This is a genomic window from Flavobacterium sp. (assembly GCF_043722275.1).
Lineage (GTDB): Bacteria > Bacteroidota > Bacteroidia > Flavobacteriales > Flavobacteriaceae > Flavobacterium.
Genome location: NZ_JAYSPC010000109.1, coordinates 1 through 25592, shown reverse-complemented (window position 1 = coordinate 25592; position 25592 = coordinate 1). Strand labels below are relative to the sequence as shown.

General features: G+C 33.0%; 26 protein-coding genes and 1 tRNA gene. 16 read left to right on the top strand and 11 right to left on the bottom strand.

Annotated elements, in window-relative coordinates; translation table 11 throughout:
- The first annotated feature begins 13 nt into the window (after window positions 1-13).
- Window positions 14-346, top strand: a complete 333-nt coding sequence (locus ACHZDT_RS13990; protein WP_394775242.1) for a hypothetical protein — start codon at window positions 14-16, stop codon at window positions 344-346.
- Window positions 347-444: 98 nt separating this feature from the next.
- On the opposite strand, the gene ACHZDT_RS13985 is transcribed toward ACHZDT_RS13990, so the two are convergent.
- Window positions 445-522: transfer RNA gene (locus ACHZDT_RS13985), tRNA-Val, on the bottom strand.
- A gap of 178 nt (window positions 523-700) precedes the next feature.
- Complete coding sequence (locus tag ACHZDT_RS13980) at window positions 701-1927, bottom strand: bifunctional folylpolyglutamate synthase/dihydrofolate synthase (RefSeq protein WP_394775241.1); 1227 nt, start codon at window positions 1925-1927, stop codon at window positions 701-703.
- 131 nt (window positions 1928-2058) lie between these two features.
- Between ACHZDT_RS13980 and ACHZDT_RS13975 the strand changes: the two genes are divergently transcribed.
- Window positions 2059-2754: a MotA/TolQ/ExbB proton channel family protein gene (locus ACHZDT_RS13975; protein ID WP_394775240.1), complete on the top strand. Its 696-nt coding sequence runs from the start codon at window positions 2059-2061 to the stop codon at window positions 2752-2754.
- Between the two features lie 3 nt (window positions 2755-2757).
- Window positions 2758-3153 (top strand): ExbD/TolR family protein, encoded by a 396-nt coding sequence (locus ACHZDT_RS13970; RefSeq protein ID WP_394775239.1) that lies wholly within the window; start codon window positions 2758-2760, stop codon window positions 3151-3153.
- Between the two features lie 466 nt (window positions 3154-3619).
- On the opposite strand, the gene ACHZDT_RS13965 is transcribed toward ACHZDT_RS13970, so the two are convergent.
- The 3 genes from ACHZDT_RS13965 to ACHZDT_RS13955 form a co-directional block, all read right to left on the bottom strand.
- Window positions 3620-4522, bottom strand: coding sequence for an energy transducer TonB (locus ACHZDT_RS13965; RefSeq protein WP_394775238.1), 903 nt, complete (start codon window positions 4520-4522; stop codon window positions 3620-3622).
- A gap of 323 nt (window positions 4523-4845) precedes the next feature.
- The gene (locus ACHZDT_RS13960) at window positions 4846-6072 is read right to left on the bottom strand and encodes a Glu/Leu/Phe/Val dehydrogenase dimerization domain-containing protein (protein ID WP_394775237.1); all 1227 of its coding nucleotides are present in this window, start codon (window positions 6070-6072) and stop codon (window positions 4846-4848) included.
- Window positions 6073-6215: 143 nt separating this feature from the next.
- Window positions 6216-6791 carry a chalcone isomerase family protein gene (locus ACHZDT_RS13955; protein WP_394775236.1) on the bottom strand — a complete coding sequence of 192 codons (576 nt, stop codon included), beginning with the start codon at window positions 6789-6791 and terminating at the stop codon, window positions 6216-6218.
- Between the two features lie 482 nt (window positions 6792-7273).
- On the opposite strand from ACHZDT_RS13955, the gene ACHZDT_RS13950 reads away from it, so the two are divergent.
- The 12 genes from ACHZDT_RS13950 to ACHZDT_RS13895 all read left to right on the top strand — a co-directional run bounded on the left by ACHZDT_RS13950 (window position 7274) and on the right by ACHZDT_RS13895 (window position 16056).
- Entirely contained in the window at window positions 7274-8416 is a 1143-nt protein-coding gene (locus ACHZDT_RS13950; protein ID WP_394775235.1) for an acyl-CoA dehydrogenase, read from the top strand.
- 104 nt (window positions 8417-8520) lie between these two features.
- On the top strand, window positions 8521-9198 hold the full coding sequence (locus tag ACHZDT_RS13945; protein ID WP_394775234.1) for a Crp/Fnr family transcriptional regulator: 678 nt from the start codon (window positions 8521-8523) through the stop codon (window positions 9196-9198).
- Between the two features lie 92 nt (window positions 9199-9290).
- Window positions 9291-9893 (top strand): peroxiredoxin-like family protein, encoded by a 603-nt coding sequence (locus ACHZDT_RS13940; protein WP_394775233.1) that lies wholly within the window; start codon window positions 9291-9293, stop codon window positions 9891-9893.
- A 1-nt stretch (window position 9894) separates the two neighbouring features.
- Window positions 9895-10353 carry a YHS domain-containing (seleno)protein gene (locus ACHZDT_RS13935; protein WP_394775232.1) on the top strand — a complete coding sequence of 153 codons (459 nt, stop codon included), beginning with the start codon at window positions 9895-9897 and terminating at the stop codon, window positions 10351-10353.
- Window positions 10354-10359: 6 nt separating this feature from the next.
- Complete coding sequence (locus ACHZDT_RS13930; protein WP_394775231.1) at window positions 10360-10746, top strand: DoxX family protein; 387 nt, start codon at window positions 10360-10362, stop codon at window positions 10744-10746.
- Window positions 10747-10748: 2 nt separating this feature from the next.
- Window positions 10749-11237, top strand: coding sequence for a DinB family protein (locus ACHZDT_RS13925; RefSeq protein ID WP_394775230.1), 489 nt, complete (start codon window positions 10749-10751; stop codon window positions 11235-11237).
- Window positions 11225-11935, top strand: a complete 711-nt coding sequence (locus tag ACHZDT_RS13920) for an NRDE family protein (RefSeq protein WP_394775229.1) — start codon at window positions 11225-11227, stop codon at window positions 11933-11935. The genes ACHZDT_RS13925 and ACHZDT_RS13920 overlap by 13 nt, the downstream gene beginning before the upstream one ends.
- Window positions 11936-11946: 11 nt before the next feature.
- The gene (locus tag ACHZDT_RS13915) at window positions 11947-12981 is read left to right on the top strand and encodes a D-alanine--D-alanine ligase (RefSeq protein WP_394775228.1); all 1035 of its coding nucleotides are present in this window, start codon (window positions 11947-11949) and stop codon (window positions 12979-12981) included.
- A gap of 2 nt (window positions 12982-12983) precedes the next feature.
- Window positions 12984-13640, top strand: coding sequence for a hypothetical protein (locus ACHZDT_RS13910; RefSeq protein WP_394775227.1), 657 nt, complete (start codon window positions 12984-12986; stop codon window positions 13638-13640).
- Between the two features lie 28 nt (window positions 13641-13668).
- On the top strand, window positions 13669-14643 hold the full coding sequence (locus tag ACHZDT_RS13905) for a M20/M25/M40 family metallo-hydrolase (RefSeq protein ID WP_394775226.1): 975 nt from the start codon (window positions 13669-13671) through the stop codon (window positions 14641-14643).
- A 35-nt stretch (window positions 14644-14678) separates the two neighbouring features.
- Window positions 14679-15356: an SDR family NAD(P)-dependent oxidoreductase gene (locus ACHZDT_RS13900; protein WP_394775225.1), complete on the top strand. Its 678-nt coding sequence runs from the start codon at window positions 14679-14681 to the stop codon at window positions 15354-15356.
- 97 nt (window positions 15357-15453) lie between these two features.
- Entirely contained in the window at window positions 15454-16056 is a 603-nt protein-coding gene (locus ACHZDT_RS13895; protein WP_394775224.1) for a SprT-like domain-containing protein, read from the top strand.
- A gap of 130 nt (window positions 16057-16186) precedes the next feature.
- On the opposite strand, the gene ACHZDT_RS13890 is transcribed toward ACHZDT_RS13895, so the two are convergent.
- The 6 genes from ACHZDT_RS13890 to gcvP all read right to left on the bottom strand — a co-directional run bounded on the left by ACHZDT_RS13890 (window position 16187) and on the right by gcvP (window position 23781).
- Window positions 16187-16948 (bottom strand): ABC transporter ATP-binding protein, encoded by a 762-nt coding sequence (locus ACHZDT_RS13890; RefSeq protein WP_394775223.1) that lies wholly within the window; start codon window positions 16946-16948, stop codon window positions 16187-16189.
- Entirely contained in the window at window positions 16948-17694 is a 747-nt protein-coding gene (locus ACHZDT_RS13885; protein ID WP_213307618.1) for an ABC transporter permease, read from the bottom strand. Before ACHZDT_RS13885 ends, ACHZDT_RS13890 begins: the two co-directional genes overlap by 1 nt.
- 80 nt (window positions 17695-17774) lie before the next feature.
- Window positions 17775-18623, bottom strand: a complete 849-nt coding sequence (locus ACHZDT_RS13880; RefSeq protein ID WP_394775222.1) for a glycosyltransferase — start codon at window positions 18621-18623, stop codon at window positions 17775-17777.
- A 149-nt stretch (window positions 18624-18772) separates the two neighbouring features.
- Entirely contained in the window at window positions 18773-19300 is a 528-nt protein-coding gene (locus ACHZDT_RS13875) for a methyltransferase (RefSeq protein ID WP_394775221.1), read from the bottom strand.
- Window positions 19301-19534: 234 nt separating this feature from the next.
- Window positions 19535-20596 carry a 3-oxoacyl-ACP synthase III family protein gene (locus tag ACHZDT_RS13870; RefSeq protein ID WP_394775251.1) on the bottom strand — a complete coding sequence of 354 codons (1062 nt, stop codon included), beginning with the start codon at window positions 20594-20596 and terminating at the stop codon, window positions 19535-19537.
- Between the two features lie 335 nt (window positions 20597-20931).
- Window positions 20932-23781 carry an aminomethyl-transferring glycine dehydrogenase gene (gcvP, locus tag ACHZDT_RS13865; RefSeq protein ID WP_394775220.1) on the bottom strand — a complete coding sequence of 950 codons (2850 nt, stop codon included), beginning with the start codon at window positions 23779-23781 and terminating at the stop codon, window positions 20932-20934.
- Window positions 23782-23995: 214 nt separating this feature from the next.
- Between gcvP and ACHZDT_RS13860 the strand changes: the two genes are divergently transcribed.
- The gene (locus ACHZDT_RS13860) at window positions 23996-24802 is read left to right on the top strand and encodes a hypothetical protein (protein WP_394775219.1); all 807 of its coding nucleotides are present in this window, start codon (window positions 23996-23998) and stop codon (window positions 24800-24802) included.
- The last annotated feature ends 790 nt before the right edge of the window (window positions 24803-25592 follow it).

Sequence of the window (25592 nt, the reverse complement as noted above, 5' to 3'; positions counted from 1 at the left end):
AAAGCATTTAAATTTGGTAAATGATGTTTGGGGATTAATCAATCAATTATTTAAAAGTGAAATTACTCATGAGCTTTTAAGTTTTGGATATGGTATTCAGGCTCCAGAATATTTTATTTTTTCGTTTGTGATATTCAAAAAATATTTAAAAGAAAATGATAAAGATAGAGATTTGAAAGAGAATATCATTGTAAGGGTAACTGAAAAAGATGGTATATTATATCTCATTGCAATTGGAAAAGATATTATTGTGAAAAATGATGCGAAAGAATTTGCAGAAAAATTTAAAAATTACGTTCAGCTGAAATTAGATAAATTTGTAGATTACGATAAATATATAAAATAACCGTGTTCAGATAGCAATTATTTGCAATCTGTTCCTGCAACAGCGAGTACAAGAAAATATAAGCCAAAAAAAACTCCTTAATTTCTTAAGGAGTTTCTTGGTGGGCGATGAGGGGTTCGAACCCCCGACCCCCTCGGTGTAAACGAGGTGCTCTGAACCAGCTGAGCTAATCGCCCTATTTTACTAGGTTGCTATCGTTTGTGATTGCGAGTGCAAATATAAGCCACTTTTTCAGTTCTGCAAACAAAACGCGCTAAAAATTTAAAGTTTTTTTAAAGTTTTTCCTATCTAGTTGTAATTGAATTTATTATAACAGAAGTTTTTTTAGTCTTTTTCAGACAATTTTAAATTTGGCTAGTTCAAAGGCAATTCGGCAACGACAAAAGTACTTCCGCCCACATAAATAAAATCATTTTTTGAAGCATTTTTCTTTGCTTCGGCGAAAGCCAAATCAACAGAATCGTATTTTTTACCAATTAAGTTATATTTTTCAGCAGCTTCTTTTAAAATTTCGGTAGCTAAACCTCTTGATGAATCTGGTCTGCAAAAATAATATCGAGCATTTTTAGGAAACAAGGGCAAAATAGAATCCAGATCCTTATCGTTTACAACTCCTAAAACAATGTGTAAGTTTTCAAAAGTCTCTTTTTGAATTTGGTTCATCACAACTGCTAATCCGTGTTTATTATGTGCCGTATCGCAAATAATTTTTGGGTTTTCGCCTAATTGCTGCCATCTGCCTTGTAAACCGGTATTTTTTACAACATGCAATAAACCTTGTTTTAAGCTTTCGTTTGAAACTTTAAATTCATTTTGAGAATTTAGAACAGCAATAGTTTGCTGAACCGTTTTCTTATTATGAAATTGATAATCCCCAATTAAATCTGAGGGAAAAACTTCTGAAATTAAATCAGAAGCAAAAAATATAGGCGCTTTATTTTCTTCGGCTTTAGCCAAAAATACAGGCTGAGTTTCATTTGTATATTCTCCAATAACAATCGGAATATTTGGTTTTATAATTCCAGCTTTTTCGCCTGCAATAAGTGCCGGAGTATTTCCTAAAAACTGAGTATGATCTAAATCGATGTTTGTAATAACCGAAACCAAAGGTGTAATAATATTCGTAGCGTCTAATCTTCCGCCAAGTCCAACTTCAATAATCGCGATGTCTACTTTTTCTGAAGCAAAATAATCAAATGCCAAGCCAACAGACATTTCGAAAAAACTCATATCATTAGCTTCAAAAAAATCTTTATGTTTCGCGACAAATTCACAAACAAAATCCTCTGAAATTTCTTCACCATTGATTTTAATTCTTTCCCTAAAATCTTTTAAATGTGGCGAAGTATATAAACCAACTTTATATCCCGCTTCTTGCAAAACCGATGCTAACATATGCGAAGTTGATCCTTTGCCGTTTGTTCCCGCGACATGAATACATTTTAACTGCTTTTCAGGATGATCAAGATGTGCCGCCAATACCTTAATATTAGTCAAATCTTCCTTATATGCAGATGCGCCTTGAAGTTGATACATCGGGAGTTGATTAAACATCCAATTTGTAGTTTCCTGATAGTTCATGTAATTTGGATAAAATAGTTGCTGATTAAAATAATTTCCGATTTTTTTAGTTTTATATTAGAGCGAAAATTATCTTTATTGCAAATTTCAAATATTTTTTAGAATTAATTATTAAAAACAAGAATTAATATATGTTTAGTTTCATTCAATTACAAACAGATACCATTGCAAACGCCGCATCTAACGTAGTTATCGAAAAAATTGCACCAAATACTGAGATTTCAGTTTTAGGGTTTATCTTAAAAGGAGGTTTTTTCCTGATTCCAATCGCTATTTTATTATTCTACACTTTTTATGTTATTATAGAACGTTATTTATATATTAGTAAAGCATCTAAAATTGATGCCAGATTAATGCAGGATATTGCAGATAAACTAAATGCCGGAAACATTGAACTGGCACGAACAATTGTTGAAAGAAGCAATACAGCAGCAGGAAATATTTTGAAAGAAGGGGTTTTGGTTATCGGAAGACCAATTGCAGAAATTGAATCAAACATGGACCGTGCTGCCGATATTGAAATTGGTGAAATGGAAAGACATTTAGGACATCTTGGACTTATTGCCGGGATTGCGCCAACTCTTGGATTTATTGGAACAATTTCCGGAGTTATCAAAATTTTTTACAGCATATCAGTTACAGAAAATATTAGTATCGGAAACATTTCCGGAGGTTTATATGAAAAGATGATTAGTTCAGGATCAGGACTTATTGTGGGTATTGTTGCTTATAGTGCGTACCATTTACTGAACGGAAAAATTGATGATTTTGCTTTAAAAATTCAGAAACAAATATTAGAATTTGTCAATATAATTCAAAGATCATAAGGTATGTCTATTAAGAGAAAAAGAAGATTTCATGCCGAAGTGGCGACTTCATCATTAAGTGATATTATGTTTTTCTTGCTGTTGTTTTTCCTTATTATCTCAACGCTTGCAAACCCTAATGTTATCAAAATGACTTTGCCAAAAGCGAAATCAAATGAAAAAACCAATAAACAATTAATCAGTTTATCGGTTACAGAAGATAAAAAATTCTACATCGACAAACAACCAGTTGAATTTGAAGAACTGGAAACGAGTTTGATGGCAAAAATAGGAGCAGACAAAGAACAAACGGTTGTAGTCCGAATTCCGTTTAATTTGCAGGTTCAGGATTTAGTTGATGTGTTGCAAATAGGAGTAAAGAACAATTTGAAGTTTGTAATTGCCACAAGTCCCAAGTAAAATTATAATCAGGGCGTGACCACAATAAAAAAAATGGGCTAATCAGCATAACGTTGATTCGCCCATTTATTTATTGTGGTCGGGCTATCCGCGCTACTTCGGTAGCCAGCTTCTATCCCTCACGCAAAAAAAGAGAATATAGAAGAAAGAATATAGAAGAAAGAATATACAAGAAAGAGTAAAGAGGATAGATTAAAAGTAGCCATAGAGTTTGTCAGGCTGAGCGAAGTCGAAGTCCCGCTAAGTTAGACACAAAGTTTGTCATTTCGACCGAAGGGAGAAATCACACAAGAAACTCCGCAAAGTAAAGCCAATCTTTGTCGATTAACAAGTGTGATTTCTCCCTTCGATTGATGACAAACTTGACGAATAAAATATAAAAAATACTTTCTGAGTTTCAGAAAAGCCTTTTTCTATTTAAATCAATTTTAATTCGTGAAAATTGGTGAAATTCGTGTTTCTTAATCTAATCTAAACTAAAATTATAGATTATTTTTCCAACTTGTTTTGCAGGAGCATTATCATCGGCATCCCATTTTGTATTCATGGCAGCAATTTTGGCTTGATCCAGCAAACATCTTGCTGTATTTGTTGTTCCTTTTATTCCGGCAGTTGCGCTTATTGTTTTTCCGTTTTGGTCAACAGTAACTTCAACAACTACTTTTCCTTCCTCATTACAAGTATATTTTGGTGCAGGTTTAGATAACGCTTTTCGGTTTCCTAACGCATATCCTGATCCACCGCCAGAACCACCGCCGCTTCCGGCTCCGTAACCGCTTCCCGTGCCAATTCCACTTCCTGTGCCATTTCCTCCTCCGGTTCCTCCGCCAGAACCTCCCGTTCCATAATATCCGCCAGAACTTAAACTTCCGCCTGCTTTTCCTTTGTTTCCAGCCGCTTTATCATCACCGTCACCACCTTTTTTAGATCCTTTTAAGATACTTGATAAAGCATCGTTTGTAGAATTAGAGACTTTTGGTTTTTCAGGAACAGGTTTTGTTTCCGGTTTTACAACTGGTACAGGTTTTTTAGGTTTTTCTTTTACGGGAATAATTACATCTTCTGCTGTAGTCGCCGTATTTTCTTGTGTTATAATTGCTTCCTCCGGAGTTGCTTTTGCAGGAGTTTGTTTGGTTTCGTTTTTTACATTTAAAACCTCACTTTTATAATTTTTTCCGGAACCTAAATCGCTGTCTCCAAAATTAATTGTTACGCCGCCACCGCCACCGCCGGCTGCAAGTGCCGAATTATTTTCGGGATTGTAAGGAGGCCAAAAGCGTATGAAAAATAAAAGCAACAATAAGGCAGCATAAATAGCTGTAGATATTAATAGTGATTTCCTTTTATCTGAAGAATCCGTAGAAGTCATTTTGATTCTGAGTTTTGTAATAGTATTTAATAAAAACGTTTAAAAGTAGTAAAAATTGTTTAGAAACAAAGAGAGAATTTAACCGCAAAGTCCGCAAAGATTTTACGCAAAGCACGCTAATTTATTTCTCGCAAAGTCGCGAAGGCTCAAAGTTTTTCTTTTTTAAGTTTTTCTTTGCGATTTCTCGACTTTGCGAACTTTGCTTGAGAATCAACTCAAATTAAGCTTTGTGAACTTTGCGAAAAAACTTTGTGGACTCTGCGGTAAAAAAAAACGGACCAAATAAAAGTATTTGATCCGTTTAGAATAAAGTATAAAGAAAATTACACTAATTGTTTTAATGCAATTTCAAAAGCAGTTGCACTAATATTTGTTTTTGATGGATTCAAAGCATGAGCTTTTACAATCGCATTTTTTATAATTTCAGATGTATCATTGAAAATAGCCTCATCAGTCATTTGAACTTTTTTCTCCATGAAATAAGCAAAAACCCTTGCCATTCCGCAGTTTGAAATAAAATCAGGAATCAAACTAACTTTATGATCCACTTCTTCCATAATAGATCCGAAGAAAATTTCTTTGTCCGCAAAAGGAACATTCGCGCCACAAGAAATTACTTCTAATCCGTTTGCAATTAAACTATCAATTTGAGTTTGTTGAACTAATCTTGATGCAGCGCAAGGCGTGAAAATTTCAGCACCAATCGTCCAGATTTTTGAGTTGATTTCTTCAAACGGAATCATATTATCGGCTACTAATTTGTTTCCGTCTTTATTTAAAAATAGGGTTCTGATTTCTTCAAACGAAAAACCTTCTTCTTTAATTAATCCGCCATCGCGATCGATAATTCCAATAACTTTCGCTCCCATTTCAGCCAGGTAAAAAGCAGCAGCAGAACCTACGTTTCCAAAACCCTGAACGATTGCTTTTTTACCTTTTATGTCTCCGCCGTATGTTGCATAAAAATGACGAACCGCTTCGGCAACGCCATATCCTGTAATCATATCGGCAACAGTATATTTTCTGGTTACATCAGGAGAAAATTTAGGGTTTTCGATTACCTTAATTACACCTTGACGTAATTGACCAATTCTATTAATTTTATCAGCTTCGGTTGGTTTAAAATGTCCGTTAAAAACGCCTTCCTGCGGATGCCACACACCACATTCTTCCGTCATTGGGATTACTTCGTGAATTTCATCCACATTCAAATCTCCACCAGTTCCGTAATAACTTTTCAATAAAGGCGAAACTGCTTTGTACCAGCGTTGCAAAACTCCTTTTTTACGAGGATCATTCGGGTCAAAATTAATTCCGGATTTAGCGCCTCCAATTGCAGGTCCCGAAACTGAAAATTTAACTTCCATAGTTTTGGCTAATGATAAAACTTCATTCATATCTAAGCCTTTTCTCATTCTTGTTCCTCCACCAGCAGCTCCTCCGCGAAGTGAATTAATAACAGTCCAACCTTCAGCTTCTGTTTCAGAATCTTTCCAGTTAAAAACAATTTCAGGTGGTTTATTTTCAAATTGTTGTAATAAATCTTTCATTTTGTTGAGATATGTTTAGTTTGCGTAAAAGTATAAAATAGAATAATGCGAATAATGTATTTGACCTCAATTTTTATGAAACAAAAAAAGAAAGCCGAAAACGGAATGTTTTCGGCTTTCTAATCTTCTTATAAGTTTAAGAATTATATTCCCAGTAAGTGTTTTTTCAAAGTATCATCAACCGGTTTATCAGAAAGCCAGATTCCAAATAATGCTTTTTTAAAGTCAAATCCGGAAACTTTTCCTTTTAAAACCTCATTTTTATAAACATTGATAGTTTGATCAAGCGGATTATATCCTAGAATAAAAACGTCTTTTTCAGTAATATCATCACTTAATAAGGCTTTGAATTGTTCTATTCTTGGTCGTAATTCTTCAAGATTGCTTCCCGCAGATTTTTCGAAACCTGCATTCATTGCTTTTGTCAGTTTGTTTGAAGAAACCATTGAAGATGTAATTTCAATTCTGATCGCCATTTCAGTATCGCTGTCAATTATAAATTTTGGGTCCTGACTTAATTGAGATAAATATAATGCCTGCACATAAACTTCAAGCCACATTTTTGATCTGCCGCCGGCTCCGTTAAGTTGTAATGTCTTATTTTGAAATTCGATTTTTCTTGGAACCGTAACACCATTTACCTCTAATTGAGTTTGGGCAGAAACAGTAGAAAATTGTAAGCTTAATAAGAGTGTCAGTACAAGTAAAATCTTTTTCATATTCATCAATTTTATAATTTTTGGGTAAAAATAATGCTAATTTCTCAATTATACGCCAATATTTATAAAGTTTTTTTTAAGATGAATTAATTGTTTTTTATCGTATTTAATTAGTAATCAAATTAGTAAGAGTAGTTTTACGTACTTTTACGCATTTTAAGGTTTGTTTAATCTTTTTCAGATTATATTTTTTAATAACAGCAATATTTCGGGTTATTTTTGGTCCGGTTAAATTCTTAAAATTTAGAGAAAACTTTGCTGACTTAATACCTGTATTGCTAAATTTCATAATTATTACGAAAACGATATCGTAATTTACTGTTAATCTATTAAATTTATATGCATGCATTGTTAATCCAACATTTAAAATTTATCTTTGGGAGCTTTTTTCAGGGAAATAAAACATTCAAAAAAACAAAACTAACCATCAGCTAAACAAAATATTTAAATTGGTTTAGATGAAACAATAAAAAAATACAATTATGGATTTCAATCTTACCGAAGAACATTTAATGATTCAACAAGCTGCGAGAGATTTTGCTCAAAACGAATTGTTGGCTGGAGTTATTGAACGTGACGAAAAACAAATTTTTCCGACCGAACAAGTAAAAAAAATGGGACAATTAGGATTCATGGGAATGATGGTTGATCCTAAATACGGAGGAAGCGGTTTAGATACGATTTCATACGTAATTGCTATGGAAGAAATCTCTAAAGTTGATGCATCAGCTTCTGTAGTAATGTCTGTAAATAACTCATTAGTTTGTTGGGGTTTACAGGAATTTGGAACCGAAGAACAAAAACAAAAATATTTACCGGGTTTAGCATCGGGTGAAATTCACGGAGCATTTTGCTTAAGTGAGCCGGAAGCAGGAAGTGATGCAACTTCGCAAAAAACTACTGCCGTTGATATGGGAGATCACTATATTGTAAACGGAACAAAAAACTGGATTACAAACGGAAATACAGCATCTGTTTATTTAGTAATTGCACAAACGCATCCGGAATTAAAGCATAAAGGAATTAATGCTTTGATTATGACCAAAGATATGCCAGGATTTTCTATTGGTCCAAAAGAGCAAAAAATGGGAATTCGCGGTTCTGATACCCATTCTTTAATGTTTAGTGATGTAAAAGTTCCTAAAGAAAACAGAATTGGTGAAGATGGTTTCGGATTTAAATTTGCGATGAAAACTCTTGCAGGCGGACGTATCGGGATTGCATCTCAAGCGTTAGGAATCGCTTCCGGAGCTTATGAGTTAGCTTTGAAATATTCTAAAGTGCGCAAAGCCTTTGGAACTGAAATTTGTAATCATCAGGCAATTGCGTTTAAATTAGCAGATATGGCAGTTAATATCGAAGCGGCACGCCATTTATGTATGAAAGCGGCCTGGGATAAAGACCAACATAAAAACTATGATGTAAGTGGTGCAATGGCAAAATTATTTGCTTCGCAAGTAGCAATGGATACAGCTGTTGAAGCAGTTCAGATTCACGGTGGAAATGGTTATGTAAAAGAATATCACGTAGAACGTTTTATGCGTGATGCAAAAATTACTCAGATTTATGAAGGAACTTCAGAAATTCAGAAAATCGTAATTTCAAGATCAGTTATCGCAGGATAATTCTCTTACAATGTAAATAATTGAACCCTTTTAGACATATGTGTTTGAAAGGGTTTTTTGTTTGACTTTTAAAATTAGTTACCTTTACCTAAATAAACTTTTTTATGTACGAAGATTTAAAATACTGGTATTTACGGGATCATAAATTGTTTAGAACCTTGAGTTATTCTCAAATTAAGCAATTATGCATTATTACAGGTTTTAAAAAAGCATCAAAAGGAGAGATTATTTATTTTTCAACTTCAGATTTACCTCGGATATTTTTACTTAAAAAAGGAAATATTAAAATTGTTGCCATTGATGATGATGGAAATGAAACCATAAAAGATATCATCCAGAAAGGAGATTTGTTTGGCGAACTGACTTTAGAATCAGATAATAAAAATGAAGAATACGCAAAAGTCCTTTCAGATGATGTTGCAATTTGTAGTTTTCTAATGTCGGATTTTGAAGATTTATTACTTAAAAATCCAACATTGGCAATTTCATACACCAAGTTTGTTGGTTTAAAAATGAAACGCATTAAAAATAGTTATGCTAATTTAATTTCTAAAGATGCAAAAACAAGATTGTATCAGTTTCTAAAAGACTGGGCAGAACAAGAAGGTATTCGAAATGGAGATATAGTTACAATCGAAAACTATCTGACCCAAAATGATATCGCACAAATTATTTGTACTTCAAGACAAACAGCGACACAATTATTGAATGAAATGGAATCTAAGAACCTTTTAAACTACAACAGAAAAGAAATTATTATTACAGATATTACCAAAATATAATTATTTGAAGCTAAGTGTAAATTAGCCGACATTTTGCTTTTTCACAGTAAACTAATTTTACATTATATAATAAGATGTAAAATTAAAAAATTATGAAAAAGTTATTTTTTATTGTTTTAGTTGCCATAACTACGGTTACTAATGCACAAAACGCAATCCCCAAATTTGCGACTGATATTGCTCCTTTATTAATAGGAGAGAAAATTCCAAATATTATTTTAAAAACATCTGAAAATACAGATGTTCAAATTGCTGATTTACTTAAAAAGAAAAAAACAGTTCTCGTTATTTATCGTGGTGGCTGGTGCCCATATTGCAATTTACATTTACAAGCATTGGCTGAAGCCGAAAAAGAAATTCTTGATTTGGGTTACCAGATTATTGCGGTAAGTCCTGATGCTCCGGCGAACTTAAAAATTACCGAAGAAAAAGATAAAGTAAAATACACCTTACTTTCTGACTCAAAAGGAGAATTTATTAAAGCTGTTGGCGTTGCTTTTGCAGCTCCTGAAAACTATAAATCAACAATTAACGTACATTCTAATGGAGTCAATACGAGTTTGTTACCAGTTCCTTCAGTTTTTGTAGTAAATCCCGAAAGTGATATTTTATTCGAATATATTTCTCCGGATTTTAAGCAGCGAATTACGACCGAATTACTGGTTTCAGTATTAAAAACTTTTCAATTAAAATAAGATGAAAAAGCTAGTATTATTTGTATTGATTTTGATTTCAGGAATTGCATTTGCTCAAAATGATGCCAAACGAATTGGTCAGTATAATTTAGAAAATAAAGTGGCAATTCAGGGTTATGATCCCGTTGGATATTTTAATCAGGGAAAAGCAATCAAAGGGAAAAAAGAATTATCAGCTTCATATCAGGGAATAATATATAAATTTTCGTCAGGCGAAAATAAAGCTGCATTCTTAAAAAACCCTTCAAAATACGAACCTCAATATGGCGGTTGGTGTGCGTATGCGATGGGAAGCGCCGGAGAAAAAGTCGAAATAAATCCTGAAACCTTTAAAATTATTGATGGCAAACTCTATTTATTTTACAATGCCTATTTCAATAATACATTAAAAAGCTGGAATAAGGAAGAAGCCAATTTAAATGCTCAGGCAGATAACAATTGGAGAAAATTTTATAAATAACATATCATGAAAAACGAAATAATAATATGGATTTTCAAGATAGTGATATCAGTTATTTTATTACAGACCTTGTTTTTTAAGTTCAGCGGAGCACAAGAAAGTATTTATATTTTTTCGACTCTTGGCATTGAACCATACGGAAGAATTGGTTCAGGAATAGCCGAATTGATTGTGGTAATTTTAGTTTTGATTCCAAAAACAACCTGGATTGGCGCTTTGGGAGGTTGCGGAATAATGATTGGAGCAATTTTGTCTCATTTACTTGTTCTGGGAATAGAAGTTAAAAATGACGGCGGATTACTGTTTTCATTAGCCGTAATTACTTTTATATGCTGCCTGACATTACTTTATTTAAATAAAAACAAATTGTATAACCTTTTAAAATTCAAATAGTCATGTTACTAAAATCAATACGTCACAGCTTAGATGAATTAATTAATCTACTGGATCAGTTATCTGATCATGAATATTCAAAATCTTGCCAGGCGTTAAGCAACGCAACGATTGGTGAACATACAAGACATATCCTTGAAATGTTTCAATGTCTTGAAAACGGTTATAATTTAGGTATTTTAAATTATGATAACCGCGAAAGAAATTATCGAATTCAAACCGAGACAAAATTTGCGAAACAACGCATTGTCGAAATAAAAACAGGATTGAAAAGCGAAAACAAAATTATGTATTTAGAACAATTAATTGATGAACTTTCCATCAGGATTCAAAGTAGTTATTACAGAGAATTATTGTATAATCTGGAACATTGCATTCACCACCAGGCTTTAATAAAAGTTGCGGTTTTGCAATTTGATAATATTTCGATCAATGAAAATTTTGGCGTAGCGCGTTCGACCATAGAATATAGAAAACAATGTGTACAGTAAGTTTTATAAATAATAACGGAGTTGTAATTATAACTTCAAATCGAGATGAAAAAATAATTCGTCCCGGAGCAATTGCGCCCGGGAATTATTATCTCAACGGTAAAAACATTATGTTTCCTAAAGATCCAAAAGCTGGAGGAACATGGTTTGCGATCGATGAAAACGGAACTGTTTTAGTGTTGCTCAACGGCGGACTTACAAAACATAATCATGAGTTTCTTTACAGAAAAAGCCGCGGATTAATTGCTTTGGATATTATTTCTAATAATTCTCCAAAAGATTTTTGGCAACAAATTAATTTAGAAGATATCGAACCTTTTACGCTGGTTTTGTATCAGAAAAATGAATTATACGAATTGATTTGGGATGGTTTACAAAAAAGAACAACCCAATTAAATGAAACTCAAAACTACATTTGGTCGTCGGTTACATTATATCCGGTAGAAGTTAGGAAAGAAAGAACCATTTGGTTTAGTGATTTTTTAAAAGATAAAAAGGAAATTACAGCTTCAGAAATTTTCGATTTTCATCGTTTTACTAAAAATGATGATTCAGAGAATGGTTTGATTATCAATAGAGAAAATACAATAAAAACTTTGAGCGTTACGCAAGCCATTATTCAACAGAATAAAGGCGTAATGAGATATTATGATTTAGTAAAAGCACAGGATTTTTCAACCTCATTTATAAGTATTTAAAACAACTAAACATGAAACTATTTTTTCATAAAATAAGTAATTGGGAATATTGGCCGTTTCAGGTTTTATATGTTCCTATTTATTTTCTTTGGGCGTATTATGCGATCAGGGCAAGATCTGTTTTCTTTTTTAATGCATCAAATCCAAAGATTAAAAACGGAGGATTTTTAATGGAAAGTAAAAAACAGATTTATGATTTGCTTCCTAAAAAATATTATCCAAAAACGATTTTAATTAAAGAAAATACAGGTTTAAAAAAGATAGTAGATTGCATAGTCGAAAGCAGTATTTATTTTCCCTTAATTGCTAAACCGGATATTGGTTTGCGTGGCTCTGGCGTAAAAAAAATCAAAACCATAAATGAGTTAAAAGAATATGCAGAAAAAGCAAACTTCGATTTTTTAATACAGGATTTAATACCGTTTAAAAATGAAGTTGGTGTTTTTTATGTACGCCATCCACTTCAAAAAGAAGGAAAGATTACAGGAATTGTTTCAAAGGAATTTTTAATTGTTACCGGTGACGGAATTTCAACCATTGAAAATTTAATACATAAAACTCCCAGATTTCAACTACAGTTCGAAGTATTGAAAGAAGAATACGGAGATCAATTGCACCGAATTCTGCAAAAAGGCGAAATGGTAAATTTAGTTCCGTTTGGAAATCATGCCCGCGGCGCAAAATTTCTGGACGGAAGCAATCTCATTACGCCAAAACTTACGGCAATGATCAACGAAATTGCGACTCAAATCCCGGAATTTTACTTTGGACGTTTTGATATTATGTACAACACTTTTGAAGAATTAGAACACGGAGAAAATTTTCAAATCGTAGAACTTAACGGAGCTGCAAGTGAACCAACACATATTTACGATCCCAAACATTCTGTTTGGTTTGCCTGGAAAGAACTGGCAAGACACATTACATATATGTATGAAATTAGTGTTGAAAATCATAAAATGGGAGTTCCGTATTTAGATTATAAAGTTGGAATTCGCGAATACAAACTTCATTTAGTTCAAAATAGTAAGATTGTAAATTTCTAAAAATGAAAAGAATAAAAAATATCGCAATAGGATTTCTGGTGAGTTTCATTGGATCAATTCCGTTAGGATATTTGAATTTAATAGGATTAGAAATATATTCAAAATTAGGACTTCATAACTTGATTTTCTTTTTATTGGGAGTAGTATTTGTCGAAACATTTGTGATTTATTTTACGCTTCTTTTTGCAAAACAACTCATGAAAAACAAAAAAATAATGAAAATTATAGATTTTTTTGCTATTGTGTTGATGTTTGTTTTGGCGTTTGTTTTTTATTTCAATTTTAATCAGGAAACAAAATCAAATGATAATCTAAAAGAATATTTAATGTATTCACCATTTATCATTGGTGTAGTTTTAAATTGTTTTAATTTTTTGCAAGTTCCATTTTGGACCAGTTGGAATTTATATTTGCTTAACGGAAAGTTCATTACAATAGAAAGAAAGTTAAAATATTATTATATTGCAGGAACTTTGATAGGTGTTTTTTTAGGAATGTTGAGTTTGATAGTAATTTTGCAGACTCTTTTTCAAAAAACAAATTCATTTTCAAAGTATATAATGCCTGTATTCATTCCGTTATTTTTTGTTGTTTTAGGAATTATTCAGGTATTTAAAGTGTATAAAAAATATTTTAAATCATCTGCTTTAGAAATTTAATTCTGAAGTCAAAAACAATTTTCATTTTATGAAAAAACTATACCTTCTTCTTCCGTTTGTTTTATTAGGTTGCAAATCAAATCCGTCGATAAGTGAAATGACTTCAAAAGAAATTTCTAAATCTACTGAAATTGCTTATAAAGTTAACGAGACAGAAGTTTCGGATTTCCTAAAATATCTTTCTTCAGATGAATTAGAAGGTCGTGAAACCGGAACAAAAGGAATAGAAAAAGCTGCGGTTTTTTTAGAAGATTTCTTCAAAAAAAATAATGTAAAACCTTATTTTTCTTCTTATCGTGATACACTTACAAATTTTAAATCTACTGCATTTAACATCGTAGGAGTTTTAGAAGGAACTGATCCGGTTCTAAAAAAAGAATTTATAGTTTTAAGTGCTCATTACGATCATATTGGTTTAGAGAAAAAAAAACAAGCCGACGTTATTTTTAACGGAGCTAATGATGATGCTTCCGGAGTTACGGCCGTAGCGCAAATGGCGAAATATTTTAGTGAAACAAAATCAAATAAACGAAGTATTCTTTTTGTGTTTTTTGCCGGAGAAGAAAAAGGCTTGTTAGGGTCTAAAAGTTTAGTGCAAAAACTAAAGAAAAAGAATTTTAATTTATACACACAATTAAATATCGAAATGATTGGCGTTCCTATGAAACGTGATTATCTGGCGTATGTTACTGGTTTTGACAAATCGAATATGGCTCAGAAAATCAACGAATATACCGGTAAAAAAACAATTGGCTTTTTGCCCAAAGAAGCCGAATATGAATTGTTTTACAGATCAGATAATTATTCCTTTTATGATGTTTTCAAGAAACCATGTCAATCAATAAGTACTTTTGATTTTGAGAATTTTGATTTTTATCACCATGTTTCAGATGAATTCAAAGTAATGGATATTCCACATATGACATCTTTTATTCAGGAATTTTTGCCTGCTGTAACTAAAATTGCAACTTCGCCAACACAAGAAATTACAATGAATAAATAATCGGTCTTTCTGTCTGATTTGCTTATTTTTGCTTTATGAAAAATATTATTGTTACCGGAACCAGTCGAGGAATTGGTTACGAATTAGCATTACAATTTGCTAATGCCGGAAATCAGGTTTTAGCCATTTCCAGAAAAATACCTCAAACGCTTTTAGAACATCAAAATATTACTTGCCTTTCAGTTGATTTAGCAAATGAAACTGCTTTGCAGGAAGTAGAAATTTTTCTTTCTTCAACCTGGAAAAAAGTTGATGCAGTAGTTCATAATGCCGGCGCTTTGCTATTAAAACCTTTCGCTGAAACGACTCAGGCTGATTTTGAAAGTATTTATAAAGTGAATGTTTTTGCAGTGGCAAATCTTACCAGAATTTGTTTACCATATCTTCAAAAAGGAAGCCATGTTGTAACCATAAGTTCAATTGGCGGCGTAAGAGGAAGTCTTAAATTTGCTGGATTAGCCGCTTACAGTTCCAGTAAAGGCGCTGTAATCACGCTAAGCGAATTATTGGCAGAAGAGTATAAAGAACAAGGAATCTCATTCAATGTTTTGGCTTTAGGATCTGTTCAGACAGAAATGCTTCAAGAAGCTTTCCCTAGTTATCAGGCGCCAATTTCTGCCGAAGGAATGGCAACTTATATTTATGATTTTACTCTTAACGGAAACAAATATTACAACGGTAAAGTTTTGGAAGTTTCGTCAACTAATCCTTAGTTATCTATATATTATTAATTGTCAGGCTGAGCGGAGTCGAAGCCATTTTGTTATTTTATTTGATTTAAAAAGAACATAATTCATAATTTATATTACTGTGAACGAAACTCTAGCAAGATATATACCGGAACATGCTGTAATGCCTGTGTTTGATTTGATTGTTAACAATCAGGTTCATCTCAAAATAGTCAACGAACGTCAAACGCGTCATGGAGATTACAGGAGAGGGCCGAGCGGTAAACATGAAATTACGGTAAATTCGAGTTTAAATAAATATCGTTTTCTGATTACGCTTATTCATGAGATTTCTCATTTAGTCGCGTTTGAAAAGTTTGGGCGAAATATAAAACCTCACGGGAATGAATGGAAACATACTTTTCAGCGTATGATGATCCCTTTTATACGTCCGGAGATCTTTCCAGGTGGTTTATTGCCATTATTAGCAAGACATTTTAAAAATCCATCTGCAAGCAGCGATACCGATACAACTTTGTCCTTGGCATTAAAACAATACGATGCCGGAAATGATAAAAACTACGTTTTTGAAATTCCGTACGGAAGTGTTTTCAGAATTAAAAACGGAAAAATATTTAAGAAATTAGCCGTTCGAACAAAACGTTTTGAATGTATTGAAATCAGTTCCGGTAAAACCTATCTTTTTAATCCAAATGCTGAGGTTGAATTGATAAATTCGAATTAAGTAAAAGTAAATTCCAATAAAAAAATTCCAAATTCCAATACTGTAGCAGTTGGAATTTGGAATTTTTTTATTGTGTTTCCCAACAGAATTGGAATTTGGAATTTAAAATATTGGAATTTTTTAAAAGGTTTTAACCTTTCAAATAAGCTTCACGTACTTTCTTAAACAGGTTTGAAGAGTAAACAAACTTAACAATATCTTTATTATCAGTTCTGAAAATTTCTTCTTTAGTTCCTTGCCACGCTTTTAGTCCTTTTTTTAGGAAAACAATATTTTCGCCAATTTCCATTACCGAGTTCATATCGTGCGTATTAATAACCGTTGTAATATTATATTCTTCGGTAATTTCCTTAATCAAATTATCAATTAAAGTTGAGGTATTTGGATCTAAACCTGAGTTAGGTTCATCGCAGAATAGGTATTTTGGATTGTTAACAATAGCACGTGCAATTGCAACACGCTTTTGCATTCCTCCTGAAATCTCCGAAGGTAATTTTTGATGAGCGTCAACTAAGTTTACTCTTTCTAAAACAAAATCAACACGTTCTTTGATTTTGGACTTGTTATCATTGGTAAACATTTTTAAAGGGAAAGCAACATTTTCTGCAACAGTCATTGAATCAAATAAAGCACTTCCTTGAAAAACCATTCCAATTTCAGTTCTTAATTCTCTTTTTTCATCTGGATTTAATTCAGAATAAACGCGTCCGTCAAATTCAATTGTTCCTGAATCAGGCGTATGAATTCCTAATAGCGTTTTTAATAAAACTGTTTTTCCGGATCCACTTTGCCCAATAATTAAGTTGGTTTTTCCAGATTCAAAAACTGTTGAAACACCTTTTAAAACTTTACTGTCACCAAATGATTTTTCTATGTTTTTTACTTCTATCATTATCCTAATAATAATTGAGTTAATATATAATTAAAAAGAATAATACAAACAGATGTCCATACAAATGAAACCGTACTTGCTTTACCAACTTCAAGTGCACCGCCTTTCATGTAATATCCGTGAAAAGAAGGAATTGTAGCTAATAACATTGCAAATATTAAAGTCTTGATAAAGGCGTAAGTAATGTGAAAAGGGATAAATTCCATTTGCGCACCCTGAATAAAATCCTCACTAGTTGAAAATCCACCGTAAGCACAAGCAAGCCATCCGCCAAAAACACCTAAGAACATACTAATTCCAATCACAAAAGGATACATTAGTAAAGCTACTATTTTTGGAAAAACAAGATAGTTTAATGAATTAACACCCATAACTTCTAAAGCATCAATTTGTTCCGTGACACGCATCGTTCCAATACTTGAAGTAATATAAGATCCCATTTTACCTGCCATAATAACAGATATAAAAGTTGGAGCAAACTCAAGAATTACGGATTGACGTGTGGCAAAACCAATTAAATATTTCGGAATTAATGGATTAGTTAAATTCAGAGCAGTTTGAATCGCAACAACTCCTCCAATAAAGAAGGAAATAAAGCAAACGATTCCAAGCGAATCAATAATTAAATCATCGATTTCTTTTAAAATCAAACTTTTCATAACAGGCCATTTAGTCTGTTTATTGAAAATTTCTTTCAGCATTAAAAAATATCTCCCTATTTGGGATAAATAACGAATTAGCATCATAAGTTTACAAATATTGGCTAAGGTAAAAAGAAGTTACGAGTTTTGGGTTATGAGTTAAGGAATTTCGGTTAATTTCTGAATCAAATTAACTTTTGTTTCATTTTCTTCAAACGGTAATTTCTAATAAATTTAGCTTGTTCGGGAGTAACTAATAAAGGAGTTTTTGCTTTTTTTGCTTTCCAAAACCCTCTGATATAGTCAAAAAATAAAAATGGTTTTTTTTTCATCATCGCCAGTTTTGCTGATGCAATTGCCGTTATTGTAAAACCGTATCCTAACGTATAAAAAGCTTCGCCTTGTTTATAACGTGCTGTTTTATTGTAATTTGCGCCTGTTGGCTTAAGGTGTTTTACATGTAAAGAAGAATCGGTAACTATTTTCCAGTCATAATATTTACAAAGTAGTTCATCAACAGTATCCCAACCCATAGAAGGTTTTAATCCTCCAATTTGCTGATAAGTTTCCTTTCGATATGCTTTCAATGCACCGCGAATATGGTCCTTATCGGTTAGGTTTTCCAGAATCCAATCGCCATTTTTTTCGATGTAACAAAATCCGCCCGCCATTCCAATTTTTGGATCAGATTCAAAATGTTTAATAATAGTTTCGAAATAGTTATCAGGAAAAATTAAATCGCCGTCTATTTTTACTATAATATCATAATCAGAATCCAATGTTTCAAAACCTTTTTGAAAAGCCTGAATTACTTTGCTTCCCGGCATATGTATCGCATCCGAAGTTTTATTTACTACAGAAATAAATGGATATTTTTTTGCATATCCCAACACGATTTCTTCTGTTTTATCTGTAGAATTGTCATTTACAACAACAACTTTTGATGGTAAAACAGATTGAGAAACTAAAGAATCTAAGGTTAAACCAATAAGGTCTTGCTCATTGTGTGCGGGAATAACGATGTAATATTTCATAATTTTTAAATTAAATCCCAATCTTTAATCACGAAGCTTCGGGACCAAATTCCACGATTAAAATAAATAAATTCCAATTTTCTAAAATTCCAAATTCCAATTTAAATCTGGTTCAAATTGGAATTTGGAATTTATTTATTGGAATTTGTTTAAGCTTTTATTTTTTCAGCTACCACAATATAATATCTAGGAGTAAAATATCTCAATAATGGTCTGAAACCAAACTTTTTTACCGGATGTGTAAATTTTTGTCTGTCGATAATTTTCCAGCCTGTTTTTTCTAAAAGCCAATCCAGTTGCCAATCTTCAAATTCATGGTAATGTCTGTCCCACATATCTGTTTTAGAACGATATGCCGGTGAAAACCACAAACGTAACGGAATTGAAATTAACAATTTATCACATTTTACGTTTTCTAAAATTGTATATGGATTTAGAAGGTGTTCGAAAATTTCAAATGCAGTAAAAACGGAATATTCTTCGGTTTTGAGCGCAGTTTGATCGTTATCTAAATCTTCGCCTTTTGTGTTTTTTACGGTATAACCATTTTCTTCCATGATTTTTGAAAATGGATTTGGCACACCAAAATCAAAAATGGTTTCTGATGTTTTAACGTGTTTTTGTAAAAACTCTAAAGTAAGTTTGAATCTTTTATTTGGAAACGTTTTTTCGTACATAGTCGTTGCGAGGAACGAAACAATCTCTCGTTCTTGATTTTATAATTAGGTCGCAAATATACAAAGTTATCTGCTTTTTTTATGTTTTTTAGCCCAGATAGAAATGAAAAGCCCACGATTTAAAAATTGTAGTTTTTATAATTTTAAAAAAGCGACTGAAAGAAGCTCTTTTTAAAGTTTAATAAAAACACATTTTTTAAATGTGGACTTGTAATGGATAGCTGGAATAGCTACTTAATATCTATATACAAAAGCATTTACGTTCATTCCTGCTCCTACAGAAGCAAAAATTACAACATCGCCTTTGTTGATTTCGTGATTTTCTAATTTTCCCTGAATCAACAAATCATATAAAGTAGGAACTGTCGCAACGCTTGAGTTTCCTAAATCATGAATACTCATTGGCATAATGTTTTCCGGCGCGGTTCTGTCGTATAATTTGTAGAAACGAGCAATAATCGCTTCGTCCATTTTTTCATTAGCCTGATGAATCAGGATTTTCTTTACATCATCAATTCCAATTCCGCTTTTGTCAAGACAGCTTTTCATTGCGCATGGAACCTGACTTAAAGCAAATTCGTAAATCTTGCGGCCATACATTTTAATATACTTAATATCCGGATCTAAATCTGGATTGTATGATTTCCCGAAGTATAAAAAGTTAGCTTCATCATTTGCATAAGTTGCACTTTCGTAAGATAACAAACCAGTTTCTTCATCATCAGAAGCTTCTAAAATTGAAGCGCCCGCTCCATCAGAATAAATCATTGAATCACGATCATGATCGTCAACAACTCTTGATAAAGTTTCAGCACCAATTACCAGAACTCTTTTTGCCATTCCGGATTTGATAAATGCATTTGCCTGCAAAACGCCTTCAATCCATCCCGGACATCCAAAAAGAATGTCATAAGCGACACATTTTGGGTTTTTAATGTCCAGTTTATTTTTAACGCGAGTTGCTAAACTTGGTAAAATATCGGTTTGGTGTGTACCCGATTTTACATCGCCAAAATTATGAGCGAAAATAATATAATCTAAAGTTTCACGATCGATTTTAGCGTGTTCGATTGCTCTTTCAGCAGCAAAAAAACCTAAATCAGATGAGGTATGATGATCTTCGGCATAACGGCGATTTTCAATTCCCGTAATACCTTTAAATTTTTTAATTACAACTTCGTTAGGGTAAGCAAATGGAGTTCCGTCTTCGTTTAAAAAAACATGATCACCAAAATCTGTATTGCTTACTTCTTTGTTTGGAATATAACTTCCTATGCCTATTATTTTTATTTTCATTACTCCTGAATTATCCGGTAAATTTATCGCTAAATTATAAATAAATTTATGATAACTATTATAAAAAATACTATGCATGCATATAATTATGAAATAATAATTATTTATCGGAATTTTTGTTTATTTTTTAATGATTTTTGAGTTTAACCGAGATTTCAAACGTTTGAGATTGTCGGTATAGGTAATTTTTTTTGTTTCAGGTTTGAGGTTTCATGATTTTACGGGAACTTAAAAAGTTAGTTACATAACCTTAAACTTAAAACCTGAAACAAAAATAAACCCGACAATTTTAAAACTCTGTCGGGTTTGGATATTTATAAAGAAAAATTTATTTCTTAGTTTTCCATATAAGCTTCAATAGGAGCACAGCTACAAATTAGGTTTCTGTCTCCATAAGCATCATCTGCTCTACGAACTGAAGGCCAGAATTTGTTATCGGCGATATATTCTAACGGGAAAGCAGCTTGTTCTCTTGTATATGGAAATTCCCAAGTTTCAGATGTTAGCATTGCTAAAGTATGAGGAGAATTTTTCAATACATTGTTGCTGTCTTCGATTGTTGCTGCTTCAATTTCTTTTCTGATAGAAATCATAGCTTCACAAAAACGATCTAATTCTTCAAGGTTTTCACTTTCAGTTGGTTCGATCATTAAAGTTCCTGCAACCGGAAAAGAAACCGTTGGTGCGTGGAAACCATAATCCATTAAACGTTTTGCGATATCCGTTACTTCGATTCCTTTTTGTTTAAAAGGGCGACATTCTAAGATCATTTCGTGAGCTGCACGACCCATTTCTCCAGAATATAATGTATCGTAATGTCCGCTTAATTTTTCTTTAATGTAGTTGGCGTTCAAAATTGCGTGTTCAGTTGCGCTTTTTAAACCTTCGGCACCTAACATTGAAATGTATCCGTAAGAAATCAAACATACTAAAGCAGATCCCCAAGGAGCAGCAGAAATAGCCGTGATTGCAGTTTCTCCACCAGTTGGGATTACCGGATTTCCTGGTAAAAAAGGAACTAGTTGCGGCGCCACACAAATTGGGCCAACTCCAGGACCTCCACCACCGTGAGGAATTGCAAATGTTTTGTGTAAGTTCAAGTGACAAACGTCAGCGCCAATTGTAGCAGGATTTGTTAACCCAACCTGTGCGTTCATGTTTGCACCGTCCATATAAACTTGTCCACCATTATCGTGGATCAATTGTGTAATTTCCTGAATAGCACTTTCAAAAACTCCGTGTGTTGATGGATAAGTTACCATCAAACATGAAAGATTATCTTTATGAAGAATTGCTTTTTCACGTAAATCTTCAACGTCGATATTTCCGTTTTCAAGCGTTTTAGTAACTACAACTTTCATTCCTGCCATAGCAGCAGAAGCTGGATTTGTACCGTGTGCCGATGAAGGAATCAAAGCAATATTTCTATGATCGTCTCCACGAGATTGGTGGTACGCACGAATAACCATAAGTCCTGCGTATTCTCCTTGTGCGCCAGAATTTGGCTGCAAAGTAGTTCCTGCAAAACCGGTAATTACGTTTAATTGCTGCTCTAATTTTTTCAACATTTCCTGATATCCCTGCGCTTGGTCAAGCGGAGCAAAAGGGTGAATGTTGTTCCAGTTTGGGTTACTTAACGGCAACATTTCTGCTGCAGCGTTCAATTTCATCGTACAAGAACCTAACGATATCATAGAGTGATTCAACGCTAAATCTTTACGCTCTAACATTTTGATGTAACGCATTAATGCAGTTTCCGAATGGTATTTGTTGAAAACGTCATGCGTTAAGAAAGGCGAAGTTCTGTTTACAGCATCCGGATAATGATTCGTTTCTGTAAAATCAGAAATTGTAGTAGGCTGTAACGAAAGAGCTTCAGCAAAAATCGTGATAATATCATTTACGTCAGAAACACTTGTAGTTTCGTTTAACGAAATAGAAATTGTATTTTCATCAACATAATAAAAGTTTACTTCGTTTGCTTCTGCAACCGCTTTTACTTTTTTAGCATCAGCTTTCACTAAAATAGTGTCAAAGAAAGCCGAGTTAACTTGCTCAATTCCTAAAGTTTTCAATTCATTTGCTAAAGTTGCAGCCGCAGCGTGTACTTTATTAGCAATATATTGTAAGCCTTTTGGTCCATGATAAACCGCATACATTCCAGCCATTACAGATAATAAAACCTGAGCCGTACAAATGTTTGAAGTTGCTTTATCACGTTTAATATGTTGTTCACGAGTTTGCAAAGCCATACGTAAAGCGCGATTTCCGTTTGTGTCAACAGTTACCCCAATAATACGTCCCGGCATGCTTCGTTTGTATTCGTCTTTTGTTGCAAAATAAGCAGCGTGTGGACCACCGTAACCTAACGGAATCCCGAAACGTTGTGTTGTTCCTACAACAACTGCTGCGCCCATTTCCCCCGGAGGAGTTAATTTTGCTAAGCTTAAAATATCAGCGGCAACGGCTACTTTAATTTCGCTTGCAGCTGCTTTTTCAATAAAAGCAGTATAATCGTAAACTTGTCCGTATTTCCCCGGGTATTGTAAAATAGCTCCGAAGAATTCTGTTGAAAAATCAAAAGTTTCATGGTTTCCAATTACTAATTCAACTCCAATAGGTGTTGCACGAGTTTGTAAAACGGAAAGTGTCTGAGGAAGAATTTCTTCTGAAACAAAAAATTTATTTACGTTATTTTTCTTTTGATCACGAGAACGAACGTCAAGCAACAAAGCCATAGCTTCGGCAGCAGCAGTTCCTTCATCAAGTAAAGAAGCATTTGCAATTTCCATTCCTGTCAATTCAATAACAGTCGTCTGGAAATTTAAAATTGCTTCAAGACGACCTTGCGCAATTTCGGCTTGGTAAGGCGTGTAAGCCGTGTACCATCCCGGATTTTCAAAAACGTTACGTTGAATTACAGCAGGAACAATTGCCTGATTGTAACCTAAACCAATGTACGTTTTAAAGATTTTATTTTTATTGCCCAATTGTTGAATATGGTTCGAAAACTCATATTCTGTCATAGCTGGATCTAAGTTTAAAGGTGCTTTTAAACGAATATCATCGGGAAGCGTTTCGTAAACAAGTTGTTCGATCGATTCAACTCCAATGGTTTGTAACATGTGTTGAAGATCTGTTTCTCTTGGGCCAATGTGTCTTAAAGCAAAAGCATCTGTTTTCATTTGTAGCTATCTAATTTTTAGGGCAACGTAATATGCAAAGTATTCTGATTTAATCAGGTGAAACCCAAGCTTATTACATTTTATAGTAAATGTGTTGTTTTTTTGTCGGGCAAAATTAAGTATTATTAATAATTTAATAGGTATTTTTAACTTCAATTTTTATGAAATTTACAACTAAAGAGTTGATTTGTTAATAATTGATTAGATTTAAGGAATGAAACTATTAAAACAGATATTCGATTTTTACCTCAATAGCAGTATTCATGTGGCTTTATCCTGTTATGCTTTGGTTAGAATCACGTTTCATGTGTTTCATATTCAGTATGATGAGCCAATGGCATTGTTTGTATTTTTCGGAACAATTGTGGGGTATAATTTTGTTAAATATGATGCATTGGTTCGGGTCAAGAAAAAACCAATCGGAAATCAATTAAAAATTATTGCACTTTTAAGTCTGATTTCGGTAATTCTAGTAGGCTATTATTTTTTTCATTTAAAAAGAATAACACAAATTGTTTCCTTCGGAATATTTGCCATAACAGCACTTTATACACTTCCGTTTTTCCCCAATAGAAAAAATGCCCGAAACTGGGCAGGAGTAAAAATTTATATCGTCGCGCTTTGTTGGGTAGGAGCAACATTGGTTTTACCATTAATAAACGCCGAAATTCCGTTTACAGCTAATTTTTTTATAAAATGCATTCAGCGATTTGTTTTGGTTTTTGTACTGATTTTGGTTTTCGAAATTTTGGATTTGGCGAATGACGATCCGCACTTAAAAACCGTTCCGCAAACAATAGGCGTAAAGCGAACTAAAATTTTGGGCTTTTCATTATTGGTTCCGTTCTGGATTGTTGGTTTTTGGAGTTTTACAATTCATGAAGTTCTCATAAATTTAATAATGGTCGTCATGTTGATGTTGTTTATTTTGTTCGCAAACCCAAACCGATCTAAATATTATACTTCTTTCTGGGTCGAAAGCGTACCAATTTTCTGGTGGTTAATGATTGTTTTTCTATAAATAAAAAACCCGATGCTTTTTCAAGATCGGAATTTCTAAAATTATATAATCGATTGGTTTGTTACTTTGGGCGTGTCCCTCGGGCAATGTCATTAAGTTAAGCTTTTTACGAACTATAGTTTTTTCTCTCGAAGTCTAGTTTTGAATTGCCTCCAGCTTTAGCTGGAGTTTATATAAACTCAATCTGAGTGGCTTTAGCCAAAAAAGCGTAATTTGGCTAAAGCCATCTTATTGTGCGCATTAAACAACTCCAGCTGAAGCTGGAGGCTAGTCAATAAATTAAATGTTTAAAAATTTTCCCACTATTTGCCTGAAAATTGTTTGATCATAATTATCTTAAAAGGCTTAACTTAATGACATTACCTCCGGGTCTGGCTTCGAGATAATTATCGGGACGATGCAAGTCCTCGCACTTCCTTCGTCAGGCTGTGGGCTTTCGCTTCTATCACTCACGCAAACCGTAAAATGAGAGAATCCATTTTTAAAAGAGATTATTAGTGGCAAGTCAACAGTAATTTGCTTTATCAATAAATCTCCTAAATCTGACAAATCTGCGAGAGAAAAAAATATGACTTTTTCAAAATCTAAAATAATATTTCGTTTTCTGTTCTGCCAAAGCTTTTTTCAATCAGCTTTTAGCCTGATCTAATTTCTTTCTTTTCTTGTCGATTTTGTCCTTGCTTTCATTGTCTTTGATCGCTTATAAAAAATCATTTTAATTATGCTTTTCAGATACTTCTTTCAGGATTCTATTTCTTTCCAAAAGAAATTTAGTTAAATGTTTTTCTAA